The sequence below is a fragment of the Variovorax boronicumulans genome (genome assembly GCF_019352895.1).
Classification (GTDB): Bacteria; Pseudomonadota; Gammaproteobacteria; order Burkholderiales; family Burkholderiaceae_C; genus Variovorax; species Variovorax boronicumulans_A.
In genome coordinates this window covers 1,431,113-1,449,275 of record NZ_JAAAFX010000004.1, presented here as the reverse complement: position 1 = coordinate 1,449,275, position 18,163 = coordinate 1,431,113, and the positions used below count along the sequence as shown (strand labels likewise).

Here is an 18,163-nt window from a genome sequence, read left to right as displayed (position 1 = left end):
GCTGGTCATGACCTGCGGGCCGGGCTGGATGTTGTGGATGGTCATCGCACCCACCATCAGCGCCATCACGGCGTTGGGCGGGATGCCCAGCGTCAGCAGCGGGATGAAGGAGGTCTGCGCACCGGCGTTGTTGGCCGACTCGGGCGATGCGACGCCGCGGATGTTGCCCTTGCCGAAGGGCACTTCGCCCGGCTGCATCTTGATCTTCTTCTCGAGCGCGTAGGCCGCGAAGGCCGCCAGCAACGCACCGCCGCCGGGCAGGATGCCCAACGCGGAACCCAGTGCCGTGCCGCGCAGCACGGCCGGCGTCATGCGCTTGAAGTCGTCCTTGGTGGGCCACAGGCCCTTGACGTTGGCGGTGAACACTTCGCGCTCGTCGTCGGGCTGCGAGAGGTTGCCGATGATTTCGCCGTAGCCGAACACGCCCATGGCGATCACGACGAAACCGATGCCGTCGGTCAGTTCAGGGATGTCGAAGCTGAAGCGGGCCACGCCCGAGTTCACGTCGGTGCCGACGATGCCCAGCAGCAGGCCCAGCACGATCATCGCGACCGCCTTGAGCAGCGAGCCCGAGGCCAGCACCACCGCGCCGATCAGGCCCAGCACCATCAGCGAGAAGTACTCGGCGGGACCGAACTTGAAGGCCAGTTCGGTCAAGGGCGGTGCGAAGGCCGCGAGGATCAGCGTGCCCACGCAGCCGGCGAAGAAGGAGCCCAGGCCGGCCGCCGCGAGCGCGGGGCCCGCGCGTCCCTGTCGGGCCATCTGGTAGCCGTCGATGCAGGTCACGACCGAGGACGATTCCCCGGGAAGATTGACCAGGATGGCGGTGGTCGAGCCACCGTACTGCGCGCCGTAGTAGATGCCGGCCAGCATGATCAGCGCCGACACGGGCGGCAATGCGTAGGTGGCGGGCAGCAGCATCGCGATGGTCGCGACCGGGCCGATGCCGGGGAGCACGCCGATCAGCGTGCCCAGGATGCAGCCGATCAGGCAGTACAGCAGGTTCGTGAAAGTGAACGCGACGCCGAAGCCGATCGAGAGGTTGTGAATCAGATCCATGATGTTTTTCTTTCTTTTTCTCTCAGCCCGAAATGAACGTGGGCCAGACCTGGATCTGCAACTTGAGCGCCCAGATGAAGGCGACGTAGCTGCCGACGGCGAGGATGGTGGCCAGCACCAGCACGTCGCGCAGCTTGAAATGCTCGCCCGCAAGGCTGGCGATGATGGTCAGTGCGTAGATCGCGAGGATCAGCCCCATGGCGGGCAGGCCGATGCTCGGCAGGCCGCCCAGCAGCACGCCGAAGGCCAGGTTGGCGGCGATCACGAAGAACAGCGGCTTCCAGGCCCATTTGCCGATCTTTCCGCCGTCCGCGGTTTCGACCACCAGGGACTGGAAGATGATCACCAGCCCCAGCAGGGCCAGCAGCACGCCCAGCATGAGCGGGAAATAGCCGGGCCCCATGCGGGCGCCGTCTCCGATGTTGTACGTGGTGGCGCCGACCGCGAAAGTGGCGCCCACGGCAGTGAACATGACCCCTGAAAAGAAGTCAGCTTGACTCTTGATACCCATTGTCTCGACCCTCTGTATTGGAGCCGTGAGGGTCGTTTGCGGCGCCTGACCGCTGGCTGACCAAGGCGCTACGCACTAACGCGTAGCGCCTCGTGCGGGTCTTCGTGGACAGGCCTCGATGGCTGCGAGAAGACGCAAAAAAGGCTCCCGAAGGAGCCTTTTCTTTTCACGGATGTGAGGTCGAGGGCTTAGTAGCCGCCGCGGCCACCGCCGCCGCCGCCGCCGTAACCACCGCCGCCGCCGCCACCGCTGCGGCCACCGCCACCGCCGTAACCGCCGCCGCCACCACCACCGCCGTAGCCGCCACCACCACCGCCGCCGCTACGGCCACCGCCGAAGCCGCCGCCGGCCGGACGGGGTTCCATCGGGCGAGCTTCGTTGACGGTCAGAGCGCGACCGTCGAGGGTGTGGCCGTTCAGGCCTTCGATGGCTGCGAGCGCTTCAGCGTCGGAACCCATTTCGACGAAACCGAAACCCTTGGAGCGGCCCGTTTCGCGTTCCATCATGACCTTGGCGCTGGTGACAGCACCGAACTCGCCGAAGGCTTGTTCCAGATCGTTGTCGCGGATGGAGTAGGACAGATTGCCTACGTACAGTTTTTTGCCCATGGAGGGACTCCTAATTCAAACCAAAATAACAAAGCGATGGAGTCCCAGAATCACAACTGACTGAAAGAGCGCTGTGGCGCGAAACTGACCGATCACCGGTTCACGCTGCAGACGGAGACCGCCTGAAACGCTGAAGCATTGTCGTCCACTCCTGGCGTTTTGGGTGAAAAGCTTTTACGACTCGCGCGTAAACCCTGAAAAAAAAGCATCGGAACCGGCGGCGAGACAGGCTGGCTATGCTTCCGGCTTCCCCTTCGCCCCCTTTTCGGGCCTCGTTCACGACACCATTTCCGCATGCCATTCACCGCCCTGGGCCTTCTTTCTCCTCTCGCGCTGGCTGCCAGCGCCCAGGGCTATGCCGAGCCGACGCCGGTGCAAAGCGCGGCCATCCCGGCCGTGCTGGCGGGACGCGATCTGCTGGCCTCGGCCCAGACCGGGTCGGGCAAGACGGCCGCCTATGCGCTGCCTTTGCTCCAAAAACTGTTGGCTGAACGCAACGGTTCGGCGCGCGATCTGCCGGCGCTGGTGCTGGTGCCCACGCGCGAACTCGCCGCCCAGGTCGGCGAAACCCTGCGGGAACTGGCGCGCGCCTTGCCCACCACCTTGCGCATCGGCGTGGCTTTCGGCGGCGTGTCGATCAACCCCCAGCTGATGGCGCTGCGCGGCGGCGCCGACGTGATGGTCGCCACGCCGGGCCGGCTGCTGGATCTGGTGGACCACAACGCCCTGCGCCTGGGCGCGCTGTCGACGCTGGTGCTGGATGAGGCCGACCGGCTGCTCGACCTGGGCTTTGCCGACGAACTGCAGCGCATCCTGGGCCTGCTGCCCGCGCGCCGCCAGACCCTGCTGTTCTCGGCCACTTTCCCGCCGGCCATCGAGGCGCTGGCCGCGACGGTGCTGCGCGACCCCCTGCGCATCGACGTGCCCTCCGAGCCGGCCACCGCGCCCGACATCGCGCAGCGCGCCATCGAGGTCGACACCTCGCGCCGCACCCAGTTGCTCGCCAAGCTGGTGCGCGACGAGGGCTGGGCGCGCGTGCTGGTGTTCGTCGCGACCAAGCATGCGGCCGAGATCGTGGCCGACAAGTTGCGCAAGACCGGCCTCGAGGCCGAGCCTTTCCATGGCGTGCTGAGCCAGGGCAAGCGCAGCCAGGTGCTGGCCGACTTCAAGGCTTCGCGCGTGCAGGTGGTGGTGGCCACCGACCTGGCCGCGCGCGGCATCGACGTGGTGCAGCTGCCCGCAGTGGTCAACTACGACCTTCCGCGCTCCGCGGTCGACCATGTGCACCGCATCGGCCGCACCGGGCGCGCGGGCGAGCGCGGCGTGGCCGTGAGCTTCATCACCGAGAACGACGAGGCGCATTTCCGCCTGATCGAGAAGCGCCAGGGCGCCCAGGTGCCGCGCGAACGGATCGCGGGTTTCGAGCCGGCCCCGCGAGAGGTGCCGAACGCCCAGGCCGAAGCCGGCACGGGCGGCATCAAGGGCAAGCGCCCGAGCAAGAAGGACAAGCTGCGCGCGGCGGCCGCGGCCGCTGCGGCCAAGGCCGGCGGCTGAAAAGCCTGCGCGTCTGAAAGCGGCGCCGCCGCGAGCGCGCCGAGCCCTTCGGCCTGACGGGGCTCGCTTCGAAGCGCAGCGGGCACGCCTCCCCTGAATTTCCATCGACTGCCGCTGCCGGCCGCCCGGCCTGCCGCTGGCGTACGGCCCGAGGGCATCGCGTGCCCGGCCCTGCGCAGGGCACAGCTCTCATGGTTTCCACCAGTAAAACGTTACACCGACCGGGCTTAGGATTCAAAAACGGCTTGTGTAACGATTTACCGATTTCTGTTGGAGTCGGCATTGCCCGCCGTCCACCAGGAGACAACCCCATGAACCAGCCTTCCCGACGCCTCGTCCTGGGCCGCGCCTGCGCTGCCGCTGCGGCGCTCGCCGTGCCTGCTTTCGCGCGCGCCCAGTCGACGGTCCAGCTGCGGATGAGTTCCTCGCTCACGGCCGACAGCAATTCCTCGCACTTCCTCTGGTACCAGCGCTTCGCCCAGAACCTCAAGGCCGCCACCGGCGACAAGGTGGCGCTGACCTATTTCCCGAACAACCAGCTGGGCAAGGAGTCCGACATCGTCCAGCAGGTTCGCCTGGGCGCCATCGACATGATGATTTCCGGGACCTCGATCTGGGCCACAGCGGTCCCGGAGATCGGCGTGCTCGACATGGGCTATTTGTTCCAGAACGCCGACCATGTGGGCAAGTCGCTCGACGGACCGGCCGGTGCCGCGCTGTCGAAGCTGTTGATGGACCGCGCGTCGGTGAACGTGCTGGGCTATGCCTACAGCCTGGGCGCGCGCAACGTCTACACCAAGGCGCCGATGAAGTCGGCGACCGAGCTGCGCGGCGTCAAGATCCGGGTGCTGCCGGTGCCCAACTTCGTCGCCACCCTCAAGTACATGGGCGCGGTGGCCACGCCGATTCCCTTCGGCGAGATCTACACCGCGCTGCAGACCGGCGTGGTCGACGGCCTCGAGCAGGACGCGCCGACCGTGCTGTCGGGCAAGTTCTACGAGGTCGCGAAGCACTGCATGCTGACCGAGCACATCTTCAATCCCGTCATGCCGGTGATCAGCAAGCGGGCCTTCGACCGCATCCCGGCCGCGCTGCAGAAGCCTTTCCTCGAGGCCGCGCGCGACGCCACGCAGTTCCAGCGCGCCCAGGCCGCCAGCACCGAGGCCAAGGCCTTCGAACAGCTCAAGGCGCTGGGCGTCACGGTGACGACGGTGGACCGTGCCGCGCTGACGCGCGACGTGTCGAAGCTGTGGACGGAGTTCGCCACGCAGTACCCGGCGACGCGGCCGATCATCGATGCCATCGGCAGCGCCAAGGGCTGAGGTCATGGCGCTGGCGACCTCACCCCATTTTTCCGCGGTGTCCGCCCCGGCGCCGTCCGGGCGCGAGCGCATCGAGCGCGCCTCCGCGCGCCTGCGCGTGGCGATCGAAGCCGTGGCCGCGCTGGTGCTCGCCATCGACGTGCTCGTGGTGTTCTGCTCGGTCGTGTGGCGCTACTTCCTGCACGACCCCTTCGACTGGGCCGAGGAAGTGGCCAGCGGCCTGTTGCTGCTGCTGGTGTTCCTCGGCGCCTCCATCGGGCTGGCCAGGGGCCAGCACATGGGCATCGACAGCATCCGCGGCCTGCTGCCGGCGCGCGGCAGGGATTTCGCGCTGCAGTGCTGCAACTGGGTGGTGCTGCTGGTGGCCGCGGTGATGAGCGTCTCCGGCCTGCAGCTGATGGCGTCCAGCCGCGGCCAGATCACGCCGCTCGGCCTGCCGCAGGTGATCCTGGTGGCGCCGGTCGTCATCGGCGGCCTGCTGTTCCTGGTGTTCGCGCTGCGCAACCTGCTGCTGGCGCCGAAGGGCGAAGTGCGCGGACCCGGCATCGCGGTGGCGGCGATCGTGCTGGCGGTGATCGGCCTGCAGCTGTTCGCGCCCGCGGCCATGCCGGGCGCCGGCGTGTGGATGCTGCTGTCCTTCGTGCTGTGCCTGGTCGGTGGCGTGCCGATCGCCTTCGCGCTGGCCTTCAGCTCGGCCACCTACTTCACGCTCAACCCGAGCCTGCCGATGGTGGTGTATTCGCAGCAGGTGGCGGCCGGCGCGGAGCACTTCGTGCTGCTGGCCATTCCCTTCTTCGTGCTGGCCGGCCTGGTGATGGAGGTCAACGGCATGTCGTCGCGGCTGATCGAGCTGCTGGTGCGCGCCGTGGGTCGTCTGCGTGGCGGCATCAACCTGATCATGATCGTCGCGGTGGCCTTCTTCTCCGGCATCTCGGGCTCGAAGCTGGCCGACGTGGCGGCGGTCGGCGGCATCATGATGCCCGCCGTGCGGCGCTGCAAGCAGGACGAGAACGAGGCCGCCGGCCTGCTGGCCGCGACGGCGGTGATGGCCGAGACCATCCCGCCCTGCATCAACCTGATCATCTTCGGCTTCGTGGCCAACGTGTCGATCGGCGGCCTGTTCATCGCGGGGCTGGTGCCGGCCGCTTTCCTCGCCGCGGCCCTGGCCGTGCTGGCCGTGATCGTCGGCACCCGCGCCGACCCGGCGCAGGCCTTTCCCCAGCGCCGCCGCCTGCTGACGCTCATCGGCGGCGCCATGGTCGGGCTGTTGATGATCTTGATGATCGGCAAGGGCGTGACCTCGGGCATCGCCACCTCGACCGAGGTGTCGGCCTTCGCCGTGGTGTACGCGCTGCTGGTCGGCGGCCTGGCCTTTCGCGAGCTCAGCTGGCGCAGCGTCTACAAGCTGTTCGTGGACTCGGCAGCGCTGGCCGGTTCGATCCTCTTCATCGTCGCGGCGGCCTCCAGCGTGTCCTATGCGCTGACCATCGAGCAGATCCCGCAGGACCTGGCGGCCGCGATGGTGAATGCCGGCCACACCTACGGCGTCTGGCTCTTCATGCTGATCTCGATCGCGCTGCTGATCGTCTTCGGCTCGGTGCTCGAAGGCGCGCCGGCGCTGATCATCTTCGGGCCGCTGCTCACGCCGGTCGCCACGCAGCTGGGCATCCACCCGCTGCACTACGGCATCGTGCTGGTGATCGCGATGGGCTTCGGCCTGTTCGCGCCGCCGCTCGGGCTGGGCCTGTTCGCCACCTGTGCGGTGACCGGCACGCGCATGGTCGACGTCGCGCGGCCGATGGCAAAGTACCTGGCCGTGTTGCTGGTGGCCTTGCTGGTCATCGCCTTCGTGCCCTCCCTCACCCTCTGGCTGCCCGCCCGCTTCGGATTCTCTTGAAAAACCCCACCGTCACCATCGAGGACGTCGCCCGTCAGGCGGGCGTGTCCATCAGCACCGTCTCGAACGTGCTCAACGGCCGCGAGGCCCGCATGACGCCCGACACGCTGGCGCGCGTCCGGCAGGTCATCGAGACGCTGGGCTTCCGGCCCAACCAGTCGGCGCGCCGCCTGAAGACCGGCCACATGCCGATGATCGGCCTGCTCGTGCCCTCGATCGCCAACCCCTTCTTCGGCGCGCTGGCGCGCTGGGTGGAGGACGCCGCCCTGGCGCGCGGCTACGGCGTGCTGCTGTGCAACACGCAGCGCAGCGCCACCCGCGAACGCGAGTACGCGCAGGCCTTCATGGCGCAGGGGATCCAGGGCGTGATCCTCGGCTCGTCGCTGCAGGCCCAGGAACACCTGGGGCCGATGATCAAGAACGGGCTGGCCGCGGTCTGCTTCGACCGCACGGCCCAGCATGCCGAGCTGCCGATCGACTACGTCAGCCTGGACAACCGCAGCGCCGGTGCGATGGCGGCCGAGCACCTGATGTCGCTGGGGCACCGCCAGATCGCCTATGTCTCGGCACCGCTGCATTCCGTCAACCGCATCGCGCGGCTCGAAGGTGCGCGCGAGGCCTGCCAGCGCGCGGGCGTGCGTTTCGAAGTGCACACCCAGGAAGTGGCACCCGGCCAGTCCGAGATGGAGATGGCCGAGATCGGCCGCACGGCCGCGCTGGCGCTGCACGCGCAGGGCGTGCGCGCCACCGGCATCGTGGCCATGAACGACATGCTGGCCATCGGCCTGCTCGCAGGCCTGCGGCAATCGGGGCGGCGGGTGCCGGAGGACGTGTCCGTGATCGGCATCGACGACATGTTCCTCGGCCAGTACCTGAGCCCCGGGCTCAGCACCGTGCGCCAGCCCATGCACGAGATGGCGGTCGCCGCGGTCGAGCGCGTGCTGGAGCGCATGAAAGACACCGACCAGGCGCCGCACGAACTGATCTTCGTGCCCGAACTGGTCGTTCGCGAATCCACCGCCGTCGTCGGCGTGCGCCACCAACCCACCAGGAACCAACAGGCATGACTCCACAGCAAGAAAACCTCACCACCCTCGTCACCGGCGGCGCGTCGGGCATCGGCGCCGCCATCGTGCGCGCCTGCGCCGCGCGCGGCGACAACGTGGTCTTCACCTACTGGTCCAGCGAGGACGAGGCCAAGGCCCTGGCGGCGGAGTTCGGTGACCGGGTGCTGGCCCTGCGCTCGGACGTGACCGACGAGCAGCAGGTCGATGCCGCCTTCGAGGCCGCCATCGGTCGCTTCGGTCGCGTCGACGTGCTGGTCGCCAATGCCGGCGGCCTGCTGCAGCGCGTGAAGTGCGCCGACACCACGCTCGCGTTCTGGCGCCAGGCCATGGACCTGAACCTCACCAGCGCCTTCCTGTGCTGCCGCGCCGCGCTGCGGCACATGACGCCACGGCGCACGGGCAACATCGTGATCATGGCCTCGCTGGCCGGCCACGACGGCGGCGGCCCGGCCGCCACGCACTACGGGGCCGCGAAGGGCGCGCTGCTGGCCTATGCGCGCGGGCTGGCCAAGGAGGTCGGCCCCGATGGCATCCGCGTCAACGCGATCGCACCCGGCCTGATCGCCACGCGCTTCCACGACGTGTTCAACACGCCGCAGGGCCGCGCCGCCGGCGTCGAGCGCACGCCGCTGCGCCGCGAAGGCCAGCCGGAAGACGTGGCCAAGGCCGCGCTGTTCCTGAGCTCGGACAGTTCGTCCTTCATCACCGGCGAGGTGATGGAGATCAACGGCGGCATGGCGCTGTTCTGACGCGGCCACGCCCCGAAGCGGCTAAGCCTTGAAGCGCTTGCGCGTGAGCGCGAGCGCCAGCCAGAACGCCGCCACGCCGTAGACCACCAGCACCAGGCCGTGCCGCAGCGCATCGGCCGGCCACTGGTCCATGAACAGCGGCCGCACCAGCGCCACCGCGTTGGTCAGCGGCAGCCAGGCCGCGATCGCGCGCACGAAGCCGGGCAGCTGTTCCAGCGGGAAGAACACGCCCGAGAGGAACATCATCGGCGTCATGAACAGCGTGAAGTAGTAGGTGAAGAAGTCGTAGCCCTTGGCCAGCGCGTTGAAGATCAGCGCGATCGACGAGAAGGTGATGCCCGCGCCCGCGAGCACGCACCAGGCCACCAGCAGCTTCGGGCTGTGGCTGATGCCCAGGCCCAGCATCACCAGCAGGATCGCGGTGGTGGTGAAGATGGCCTTGAAAGCGGCCCACAGCATCTCGGCCAGCACCACGTCGTCGAGCCCGACCGGCGCGTTCATGATGCCGTCCCAGGTCTTCTGCACGTGCATGCGCGAGAAGGCCGAGTACAGCGCCTCGAAGGAGGCCGCGTTCATCGCGCTCATGCAGATCGAGCCGCTCGCGAGGAACAGGATGTAGGGCACCTTGGTGCCATTGACCTCCACCTGCCCGACCAGCGCGCCCATTCCGTAGCCGAAGGCCACCAGCCAGATCAGCGGCTCGGCGATGTTGCCGATCAGGCTGGGGATCGCGAGCTTGCGCCACACCAGCAGGTTGCGCAGAAACACCGGCCACCAGCGCATGGACAGCGCGGGTGGGCGCCAGATGGAGGGGCGGGCTTCGTTCAAGGGCAGGGGGGTGGCGGACATGGCTATCCATCCTCGCGGATCTGGCGGCCGGTGAGCTTGAGGAACAGGTCCTCGAGGTTGGCCGGCCGGTGGAAGGTGCGCAGCCCGCCGTGCCGGGTCAACGCGTTCAGCAGCGCACGCGCGTCCTGCGTGTAGAAGAACACGGTCTCGCCGCTGACCTCGATGCGCGCGGCCAGCGCCTGGAGTTCGGGCGCCTTGGCCAGCGTGAGCGCGCCGTTGCCGTAGACCTCGACCACGTCGGGTTCGAGGTGCTCGGCGATCAGGTCGCGCGGCCGGCCCTCGGCGATCTTGCGGCCGTGGTCGAGCACCAGCAGCCGCGAGCACAGCCGCTCGGCCTCGTCCATGAAGTGGGTGGTCAGCAGGATCGACTTACCCTGCTGCAGCAGCACCTGCAGCCGCTCCCACATCAGGTGGCGCGCCTGCGGATCGAGGCCGGTGGTGGGCTCGTCGAGCAGCAGCAGCCGGGGGTCGTTGACCAGCGCGCGCGCCAGCGACAGCCGCCGCCGCATGCCGCCCGAGAGTTCGCCGGGCTTGGCCGCGGCCTTGTGCGAGAGCGCGGCGAACTCCAGCAGCTGCGGGATGCGCGGTGCGATCTGCGCGCGCCGAAAGCCGAAGTAGCGGCCGTAGACCAGCAGGTTCTCGGCGCAGCTGAAGTCGGGGTCGAGGGTGTCGAACTGCGTCACCACGCCGAGCCGCGCCTTGATCGCCAGCGCGTCGCGCGGCATCTGCAGCGGGCCGTCCTCGCCCTGGTAGGTGATCCGGCCGCCGTCGGGGGCGGTCAGGCCCAGGCACATGCGCAGCGTGGTGGTCTTGCCCGCGCCGTTGGGGCCGATCACGCCCAGGCATTCGCCGGCCGCGATGTCGAAGGACAGGTCGTCGACCACGGTGGTCTCGCCGTAGCGCTTGCGCAGCCGCTCGGCCTGGAAGAGGGGCGGCGCGCCCGGGTGGGCCGCGTGCGGCAGCGTCGCCTCAGCCATGCACGCTGCGGCTGTCGGCCGGTGCCTCGTCGCGTTCGTCCATGCCGTAGTCGCGCACCACGCTGGCGATGCGCAGCCGGTAGTTGCCGAACACGTGGCTGCGGCCCGCGGCCTGCGCGCGCCGGTGGGCATCGAGTGCCCGCCAGGCGGCCAGCGAGGCCTCGTCGCGCCAGAAGCTCAGGCTCAGCATCTTGCCGGGTTCGTAGAGGCTCTCGAAGCGGTCGATGGACAGGAAGCCGTCCATCTTCAGCAGGTCCTCGCGCAGGGCCGCGGCCATCTGCAGGTAGGTGTCGCGCTGGCCTTCTGCGGGCCAGACTTCGAAGATCACAGCCATCATCGTGAAGCGTCTCCATGAAGGTCGGCCGATGGGGTCAGCGGCCGGCCTGGGTCGTGATGATCGCATCTTCGCTGCGCATTCGTCAGGGTCCCGCGCCGGGCCGGGCTCTTACACTGGCGCGTCCATCCGGGCGCATGGCAACTGGGAGTTCAGGGAATGAAGGTTCTTGTTCTGGGCAGCGGCGTGATCGGCGTGAGTTCGGCCTACCAGCTGGCGCTGGCCGGCCACGAGGTCACGGTGGTGGACCGGCAGCCGGCCGCGGGCATGGAGACCAGCTACGGCAATGCCGGCGAGGTCTCGCCCGGCTATTCCTCGCCCTGGGCCGGGCCGGGCGTGCCGCTCAAGGCCGTGAAATGGCTGCTGATGCACCACCGCCCGCTGGTGATCCGGCCGCAGCTCGACCTGGCGCTGGTGCGCTGGGGCTTCGCGATGCTGCGCAACTGCACCGCCACGCGCTACGACCTCAACAAGGGCCGCATGGTGCGCCTGGCCGAGTACAGCCGCGACTGCCTGCGCGAGCTGCGCGCGCAGACCGGCATCGAGTACGACCAGCGCATGCAGGGCACGCTGCAGCTGTTCCGCACCCAGGCCCAGCTCGACGGCACCGCGGCCGACATCGCGGTGCTGCGGCGCGACGGCGTGCCCTTCGAACTGCTCGACCGCGAGGGCTGCATCCGCCACGAGCCGGCGCTGGCCGCGGTGCGCGAGAAGTTCGTCGGCGGCCTGCTGCTGCCGGGCGACGAGACCGGCGACTGCTTCCAGTTCACGCAGCGGCTGGCGGCGCTGGCGGCCGGGCTGGGCGTGCAGTTCCGCTACGGCACGCAGATCCGCCGCATCGAATCGTCGGGCGGCACCATCACCGGCGTGCAGACCGCCGCCGGCACGCTCGCCGCCGATGCCTACCTGGTGGCGCTGGGCAGCCATTCGCCGCTGCTGCTCAAAGACCTGGGCCTGCGCATTCCGGTGTACCCGGTCAAGGGCTACTCGATCACCGTGCCGATCACCGACGCGGCCGGTGCGCCCGAGTCGACCGTGATGGACGAGACGCACAAGGTGGCGGTCACGCGCCTGGGCGAGCGCATCCGCGTGGGCGGCACGGCCGAGCTGGCCGGCTACACGCTGAAGCTGCACGAGGCGCGCCGGCAGACGCTGGAACACGTGGTGACCGACCTGTTCCCGCAGGGCGGCGATGTGTCGCGCGCCGAGTTCTGGTGCGGGCTGCGCCCCATGACGCCCGACGGCACGCCCATCGTCGGCGCCACGCGCTGGCCCAACCTGTTCCTGGCCACCGGCCACGGCACGCTGGGCTGGACCATGGCGGCCGGCACCGGCCGCATGCTGGCCGACGTGATCTCGGGCCGCACGCCCGACATCGACCTCGACGGCCTGACGGTCGCGCGCTACGCCGACGCCTACCGATGAGCGCGGGGGCGGGTGCGCAGCGGATCGAGCAGCGGCTTGAGCCCGTTGTGGTCGATCTCGTGCATCAGCTGCAGCAGCCGGCCGATCTCGCCCTTGGGAAAGCCTTCGCGCGCGAACCAGGTCAGGTAGTTGCCGGGCAGGTCGGCGATCAGGATGCCCTTGTGCTTGCCGAAGGGCATCTCCAGGGTCACGAGGCGTTGCAGGTCTTCGGGGTTCATTGGGGCGGATGGCGTTCAGTGCCGTTCCAGGGAATGGGCCACGCCGAAGCGCGCGGCCAGGTCGCGCAGCCGGCGATCGAGTGTCCAGAGCCTGGCATCGGGCGTGATCAGCGTGGAGGCCAGCAGGTTCAGGTCCACCAGGCCACAGCCGAGGCCATAGAGTTTTTCCTGCTCCACGAACGCCAGCACTTCCGCGGGCGTGGCCTGTCGCGCCGCGCGCAGCAGTCCGATGTCGTCGAGCGTTCTGCGGCGCGGTGCAGGCGGCGTGCCGCAGGCCAGCTCCAGCACGACCATGGGATGGGTCAGCACCCGATCCAGCGCCATCAGCGCGACCAGCGCATCGTTGCCATGCCGGAAGTGGTCCACCCAGACGGAGGTGTCGACCAGCACACTCATCGCGTGGCAGGCTCCTCGCGGCGGCGCGGAATGTCCGGCATCGTGCGCGCCTTGCCACCCAGGGCCGACAGGCGCCTGGCGGCCTGCACGCGGACGAAGGTCTGGATCGCCTCGCGGAACAGGTCGGCCTTGTCCATGCTCGGGTCGGCCATCTCCAGCGCCTGCTGGTAGAGCGTGTCGTCAATGGTGACGGTGGTGCGCATGACGGCTCCTTTTTTGATGCTATATCGCATCAATACTAGCATCAACAGGGCTGCGCGTCAGAGCGAAGGGCGCTGCATCAGCCGCCCGCGCGCTTGACCGTCATGCCCTTCTTCTGCAGCGCGGCGATCACGGTCTCGCGGTGGTCGCCCTGGATCTCGATCACGCCGTCCTTCACCGTGCCGCCCGAGCCGCAATTGGCCTTGAGCTGCTTGCCGAGCGCGGTCAGGGCCTCGGCATCGAGGGGCGCGCCGCGCACCAGCGTCACGCCCTTGCCCTTGCGGCCCTTGGTTTCGTGCGACACCCGCACGATGCCGTCGCCGGCCGGCACGGCCTTGCGCAAGGCCTTGCAGACGCAGGCCGTCATCGGCTTGGCGCAATCGTGGCACACGCGGCCCGTGTCGGTGGAATAGACCAGGCGGCTGCCTGGGGTGCTGCTGTTCATCGTCGATCGTCGAAAGAAGGGGGGAAAGGCTCAGGCCGGGGCCAGCGGAAAACGCACGCTGAACACGACGAAGGGCTCGGCATGAGCGTAGCCGATCTGGCCGCCGTGGGCGCGCACGACCGCCTGCGCGATGTACAGCCCCAGCCCCAGGCCGTTGCGGTTGCGCGGGTTGTGGTGCTCGCGCCGCTTGAAGGCATTGAACAGCTGCGACGCCACCTCGGGCGCGATCGGCGGGCTGACGTTGCTGACGTCGAGCGTCGCCTGGCCCGCTTCGTGGCTCAGCTGCACGATGATCGATTCGCCCGGCGCGCCGTGCTGGCGCGCGTTGCTGATCAGGTTGCTGAAGACCTGCGCCATGCGGTCGCCATCGACCTGTGCCAGCAGCGTGTGCGGCGCTTCCCGGATCAGCTGCACGCCGGGATGCGCGGTGCGCATCTCGTCGAGCAGATCGTCGAGCAGTTCGGTGAGGTCGACCTCGGTCCGATGAATGTCCAGGCCGCCGCCGGTCTGCAGTCGCGACATGTCGAGCACCTGCGAGATCATGCGCGCCATGCGCGTGCTCGAGGCCTGGATGCGCTGTCCCATGCGGCCACCCGAGCCCGAGCTGCCGTGGGCCTCGGCCTCCTTGCCGAGCAGCCGCGCGGCCATCGCGATCGACTGCAGGGGATCGCGCAGATCGTGCCCCAGCATCGCCATCAACTCTGCGCGTCCGCGCGCCACCTCCGCCATCCGGGCCGAGCGCGCGCGCAGCAGTTCGTCGAGCAGGCGGCGACCGAAGGCCATGTCGTCGGCGTCCCAGGGCACCGAGGTGTCGCGCACCGTCTCGCGCCAGACGTCGAAGGAGCCCCGCGGCGTCAGGCGCGGGCCGAGCGGGCCGATCCGGTAGGTCTTCTCGGGGTGGCCGCCCCACTGGATGGTCTCGGGCTGCTCCTTGCGCAGCAGCACCAGCCAGCCGTGGGCGGCAGGGTCGAAGGACAGCGCGAGCATGCCGCACCACACGCCAGCGGCATCGGCCAGCGCCGGGGCCAGCTGCCGCAGCGACGGCGTCGCCAGCATCTGGCCGACCGGCGTTTGCGCCGCGTCGAGCCAATGCATCAGTTGCACCGCGAACTCGTGCGGCACCTCGCCCTCGATGTGCAGCTTCGATTCCTCGGCGATCAGCACGGCGTGGGCCTGGAAGGCGACGGCCAGGTCCGGCGCCATCGCCGCCAGGGCGGTGGCGGTGTCGTCGGAATGCAGCGCGGCTTCGATCAGGCGCGTGCGCAGGTCGGCCGCCTCGGCGCTGCGGCGGGCATGGTCGCGCGCCATCAGGCTCTGCACATTGGCCGCCAGGATCTGCGCGAGCACGTCGCAGGCCATGCGCACCGAGTACGGAACCTGCAGCGGCGCCATGTGATGGCAGGCCAGCATGCCCCAGAGCTGGCCGTTGACCACGATCGAGATGCTCATCGACGCGCCGACGCCCATGTTCTGCAGGTACTCGATGTGGATCGGCGACACGCTGCGCAGCACGCAGTGGCTCATGTCGAGCGCCTCGACCACGCCGGGCGCCGGTGGCACCGGCACCGGTGCCGCATGCACGTCGGCGATCAGGCGCAGCGTGTTGACGACGTAGAGTCGCCGCGCCTGCGCCGGGATGTCGCTCGCCGGGTAGCGCCGCCCGAGGAAAGGCTCGAGCGACGCGATGCGGTCTTCGGCCACCACGTCGCCGCTGTCGTCGTGCCGGAAGCGGTAGGCCATCACGCGGTCGAAGCCGGTGAGCTGTCGCACCGCGCGCACGGCGAAGGCCATCAGGTCGGCGACCGAGTTCTGGCGCTTGATGCGTTCCATGGCCCGGTGCGCCTTGAGTGCGAAGTCGGCCATCACATCGGGCTTGACCGGGCGGAGTTCGAACTCGGCGATGACCAGGCCGCCTGAACCGTGCACCACCAGGTCGAACACCTGGCCGTTCACGCGCACCTCGGAACTGGTGGGCAGGCCGTCGGCGGGCAGGGCCAGCAGATCGTCGATGGCGGCGTGCACGTCGGCATCGCCTGCGAAGTGGTGCGGCGGCGACAGGATCTCGCCGGCCACCGGCGCCGTCGGCCCGAGCAACTCGGCGGCATTGGCGCTGACGTGGACTGCAACCCGACCGGTCGAGAAGGCCAGCAACGCGCCATGTGACTGAATCAGCCCCGGGATGTGGATCGGCTCACGCGCGCAGTTGTCGAGGTTGATCGGCAGGTCGGCGTTCACGCGCAGGCCTCCGCGCGGCGATGGCATTGCAGCAGCAGCTCGAAGGCATGCACGGCGCCGTCGCAGGCGCTGCGCACCGCATCGGGCGCGAAGGGCTGCCCGCGCAGCTCGGCGATGAAGGCCTTCCAGCGCGCGCCGGTCTGTTCGCCCGCGCCCTGCAGGTAGTTCAGCGGATGCGGTGCCAGGCGCTCGGCCAATTGGCGGTAGAGCACCCGGCCGCCCAGGCGTGAGCCTTCGAGTACGTAGGCGATGCCCCAGAGGAAGGCGGCGTCGCGGTGCAGGCTCCGGGGGGCGGCGTCGGTCTCGTGCGGCGAGGGTTCGGCGGGCAGCAGCGCGTCGCACAGGCGCAGGTCGTCCGCGAGCTGTCGACGGTGCGCCTCCAGCGGCGGCGGCCCGGGTTCAAAGGCGGAGAGCCGGTGCATCCAGGCGTCGAGCAGCCGCAGGTGGGCGCGGTAGTCCGCCAGGCTGGGCAGGGGGCGCGCCAGCGGCAGGCATTGGTCGACTTCGGAATGAAGAGGGCCGGTGGCCGCTCGCAGGGCTTCGAGGATGTCGGTAGGCACTGGGACTGGCCTGTGAGGAAATGTGGGGAGGATCCCGACATCGCTGCGCGGCAGTACTTTCGGGGCCATGATAGGCGTGATGCGGTCGGCATCACCGTTCTATTTTCGAGCACGATAACGCACGCTGGCATGTCAAAAGACATATCTCATGCGCCCTCCGCCTTGACGGCGCTGGGCTGGCGCCGTCCGGCTTACTGGAACGCGACCTCGGCAAAGCTGCGCAGCTTGCGGCTGTGCAGCCGGCTCGAGCCTTCGGCGCGCAGGATCTCGATGGCCTTCATGCCGATGCGCAGGTGCTGTTCCACGCGTTCGCGGTAGAAGTGGTTGGCCATGCCCGGCAGCTTGATCTCGCCGTGCAGCGGCTTGTCGCTCACGCACAGCAGGGTGCCGTAGGGCACGCGGAAGCGGAAGCCGTTGGCCGCGATGGTCGCGCTCTCCATGTCCAGCGCCACCGCGCGGCTCTGGCTGAAGCGGCGCTGCGGCTCGTTCTGGGGCAGCAGCTCCCAGTTGCGGTTGTCGGTGCTGGCCACGGTGCCGGTGCGCATGATGGTCTTCAGGGCCGGGCCGTCGAGCTGCGTGACGTCGGCCACGGCCTTTTCCAGCGCCAGCTGGATCTCGGCCAGCGCCGGGATCGGCACCCACAGCGGCAGCTCCTCGTCGAGCACATGGTCCTCGCGCACATAGGCGTGGGCCAGCACGTAGTCGCCCAGCTGCTGGCTGTTGCGCAGGCCCGCGCAGTGGCCCAGCATCATCCAGGCGTGCGGGCGCAGCACCGCGATGTGGTCGGTGATGGTCTTGGCGTTGGACGGGCCGACGCCGATGTTGACCATCGTGATGCCGGTGCGGTCCTCGCGCACCAGGTGGTAGGCCGGCATCTGCGGCAGCCGCGGCGGCGCCATGCCGCCCTCGGGGCCGTCGTAGCCGCTGCGGTAGTGGGTCACGTTGCCCGGCTCGATGAACGCGACGTAGGGGCTGTCGGGGTCGGCCATCTCCTTGTGCCCGAGCGCCACGAATTCGTCGATGTAGAACTGGTAGTTGGTGAACAGCACGAAGTTCTGGAACCACTCGGGCGCGGTGCCGGTGTAGTGGCGCAGCCGGTGCAGCGAGTAGTCGACGCGCGCGCCGGTGAACAGCGCCAGCGGCTCCGGCTCGCCCGGCTTGGCTTCGTAGGTGCCATTGGCGATGCCGTCGTCCATGGCGGCCAGGTCGGGCAGGTCGAACACGTCGCGCATCAGCGCGCGCCGCTCGGCGGTCATCGTGCCTTCGATGTGGTCGTTCTCGGCGAAGGAGAAATGGATCGGGATCGGCTGCGTGGCGGTGCCGACCTCGAGTTCGACGCCATGGTTTTCCAGCAGCAGCCGGAACTGCTCGAGGTAGTAGCGGTGGAACAGGTCGGGCCGCGTCAGCGTGGTCTCGTAGCGGCCGGGGCCGGCCACGAAGCCGTAGCTCAGGCCGGCCGTGGTGGGCGGACTCTGGCGCGACACGGTGTGGGTGTGGACCCGCACGAAGGGATAGCAGGCGCGCACCCGGCCGGGCATGGTTTCGCCGGCCACGAAGCGCAGCATCGAGTCGCGCAGGTGGGACAGCGCCTGTTGGTAGATCATCTGCACTTGCGCCAGCGCCGCGGCGGCGTCGGTGAAGCGGGCGGGAGCGACGAAGGGAGGCATGTAGGGCATGACGGCATTGTGCAATGCCGCCCGGCCACCCGGACGTGCGATGCACCCCGACAGGGCACATGCCGATGCATGGCGTAGCA

General features: G+C 69.1%; 19 protein-coding genes. 6 read left to right on the top strand and 13 right to left on the bottom strand.

Annotated elements, in window-relative coordinates; genetic code table 11:
- From K0H49_RS08140 to K0H49_RS08130, 3 genes are all read right to left on the bottom strand, one after another.
- A partial coding sequence (locus K0H49_RS08140) for a tripartite tricarboxylate transporter permease (protein WP_257624627.1) occupies positions 1–1,059 on the bottom strand: 1,059 nt, incomplete at its 3' end.
- A gap of 22 nt (positions 1,060–1,081) precedes the next feature.
- Complete coding sequence (locus K0H49_RS08135) at positions 1,082–1,570, bottom strand: tripartite tricarboxylate transporter TctB family protein (RefSeq protein ID WP_219211005.1); 489 nt, start codon at positions 1,568–1,570, stop codon at positions 1,082–1,084.
- Between the two features lie 188 nt (positions 1,571–1,758).
- The gene (locus K0H49_RS08130; protein ID WP_219211003.1) at positions 1,759–2,178 is read right to left on the bottom strand and encodes an RNA recognition motif domain-containing protein; all 420 of its coding nucleotides are present in this window, start codon (positions 2,176–2,178) and stop codon (positions 1,759–1,761) included.
- Between the two features lie 294 nt (positions 2,179–2,472).
- Here K0H49_RS08130 and K0H49_RS08125 point away from each other — a divergent pair, with 294 nt between their 5' ends.
- The 5 genes from K0H49_RS08125 (at position 2,473) to K0H49_RS08105 (ending at position 8,767) form a co-directional block, all read left to right on the top strand.
- On the top strand, positions 2,473–3,732 hold the full coding sequence (locus K0H49_RS08125) for a DEAD/DEAH box helicase (RefSeq protein ID WP_219211001.1): 1,260 nt from the start codon (positions 2,473–2,475) through the stop codon (positions 3,730–3,732).
- Positions 3,733–4,043: 311 nt separating this feature from the next.
- A complete protein-coding gene (locus K0H49_RS08120; protein WP_219210999.1) occupies positions 4,044–5,054 on the top strand; it encodes a TRAP transporter substrate-binding protein in 1,011 nt (336 codons plus the stop codon).
- Positions 5,055–5,058: 4 nt separating this feature from the next.
- Positions 5,059–6,951, top strand: coding sequence for a TRAP transporter large permease (locus K0H49_RS08115; protein ID WP_219210998.1), 1,893 nt, complete (start codon positions 5,059–5,061; stop codon positions 6,949–6,951).
- Positions 6,948–8,018 carry a LacI family DNA-binding transcriptional regulator gene (locus tag K0H49_RS08110; RefSeq protein ID WP_219210996.1) on the top strand — a complete coding sequence of 357 codons (1,071 nt, stop codon included), beginning with the start codon at positions 6,948–6,950 and terminating at the stop codon, positions 8,016–8,018. Before K0H49_RS08115 ends, K0H49_RS08110 begins: the two co-directional genes overlap by 4 nt.
- Positions 8,015–8,767 carry an SDR family NAD(P)-dependent oxidoreductase gene (locus K0H49_RS08105; RefSeq protein ID WP_219210994.1) on the top strand — a complete coding sequence of 251 codons (753 nt, stop codon included), beginning with the start codon at positions 8,015–8,017 and terminating at the stop codon, positions 8,765–8,767. The genes K0H49_RS08110 and K0H49_RS08105 overlap by 4 nt, the downstream gene beginning before the upstream one ends.
- A 21-nt stretch (positions 8,768–8,788) precedes the next feature.
- Here K0H49_RS08105 and K0H49_RS08100 read toward each other — a convergent pair whose 3' ends face one another.
- The 3 genes from K0H49_RS08100 to K0H49_RS08090 are packed head-to-tail and all read right to left on the bottom strand — an operon-like array spanning position 8,789 to position 10,930.
- Positions 8,789–9,616, bottom strand: a complete 828-nt coding sequence (locus K0H49_RS08100; protein WP_219210992.1) for an ABC transporter permease — start codon at positions 9,614–9,616, stop codon at positions 8,789–8,791.
- Positions 9,617–9,618: 2 nt separating this feature from the next.
- Complete coding sequence (locus tag K0H49_RS08095; RefSeq protein WP_219210990.1) at positions 9,619–10,593, bottom strand: ATP-binding cassette domain-containing protein; 975 nt, start codon at positions 10,591–10,593, stop codon at positions 9,619–9,621.
- The gene (locus tag K0H49_RS08090) at positions 10,586–10,930 is read right to left on the bottom strand and encodes an antibiotic biosynthesis monooxygenase family protein (RefSeq protein WP_219210988.1); all 345 of its coding nucleotides are present in this window, start codon (positions 10,928–10,930) and stop codon (positions 10,586–10,588) included. Before K0H49_RS08090 ends, K0H49_RS08095 begins: the two co-directional genes overlap by 8 nt.
- Before the next feature lie 156 nt (positions 10,931–11,086).
- On the opposite strand from K0H49_RS08090, the gene K0H49_RS08085 reads away from it, so the two are divergent.
- Complete coding sequence (locus tag K0H49_RS08085; protein ID WP_219210986.1) at positions 11,087–12,352, top strand: D-amino acid dehydrogenase; 1,266 nt, start codon at positions 11,087–11,089, stop codon at positions 12,350–12,352.
- Here K0H49_RS08085 and K0H49_RS08080 read toward each other — a convergent pair.
- From K0H49_RS08080 to K0H49_RS08050, 7 genes are all read right to left on the bottom strand, one after another.
- Complete coding sequence (locus K0H49_RS08080; RefSeq protein WP_219210984.1) at positions 12,343–12,570, bottom strand: DUF3820 family protein; 228 nt, start codon at positions 12,568–12,570, stop codon at positions 12,343–12,345. The genes K0H49_RS08085 and K0H49_RS08080 overlap by 10 nt on opposite strands.
- Positions 12,571–12,585: 15 nt before the next feature.
- Positions 12,586–12,966: a type II toxin-antitoxin system VapC family toxin gene (locus K0H49_RS08075; protein ID WP_219210982.1), complete on the bottom strand. Its 381-nt coding sequence runs from the start codon at positions 12,964–12,966 to the stop codon at positions 12,586–12,588.
- On the bottom strand, positions 12,963–13,169 hold the full coding sequence (locus tag K0H49_RS08070; protein WP_219210981.1) for a type II toxin-antitoxin system VapB family antitoxin: 207 nt from the start codon (positions 13,167–13,169) through the stop codon (positions 12,963–12,965). Before K0H49_RS08070 ends, K0H49_RS08075 begins: the two co-directional genes overlap by 4 nt.
- A gap of 77 nt (positions 13,170–13,246) precedes the next feature.
- Entirely contained in the window at positions 13,247–13,612 is a 366-nt protein-coding gene (locus K0H49_RS08065) for a translation initiation factor Sui1 (RefSeq protein ID WP_219210978.1), read from the bottom strand.
- A gap of 30 nt (positions 13,613–13,642) precedes the next feature.
- On the bottom strand, positions 13,643–15,874 hold the full coding sequence (locus K0H49_RS08060) for an ATP-binding protein (RefSeq protein WP_219210977.1): 2,232 nt from the start codon (positions 15,872–15,874) through the stop codon (positions 13,643–13,645).
- Positions 15,844–16,407, bottom strand: a complete 564-nt coding sequence (locus K0H49_RS08055; RefSeq protein ID WP_219210976.1) for a biliverdin-producing heme oxygenase — start codon at positions 16,405–16,407, stop codon at positions 15,844–15,846. The genes K0H49_RS08060 and K0H49_RS08055 overlap by 31 nt, the downstream gene beginning before the upstream one ends.
- Before the next feature lie 191 nt (positions 16,408–16,598).
- The gene (locus tag K0H49_RS08050) at positions 16,599–18,083 is read right to left on the bottom strand and encodes an AMP nucleosidase (protein WP_219210975.1); all 1,485 of its coding nucleotides are present in this window, start codon (positions 18,081–18,083) and stop codon (positions 16,599–16,601) included.
- Between the last annotated feature and the right edge of the window lie 80 nt (positions 18,084–18,163).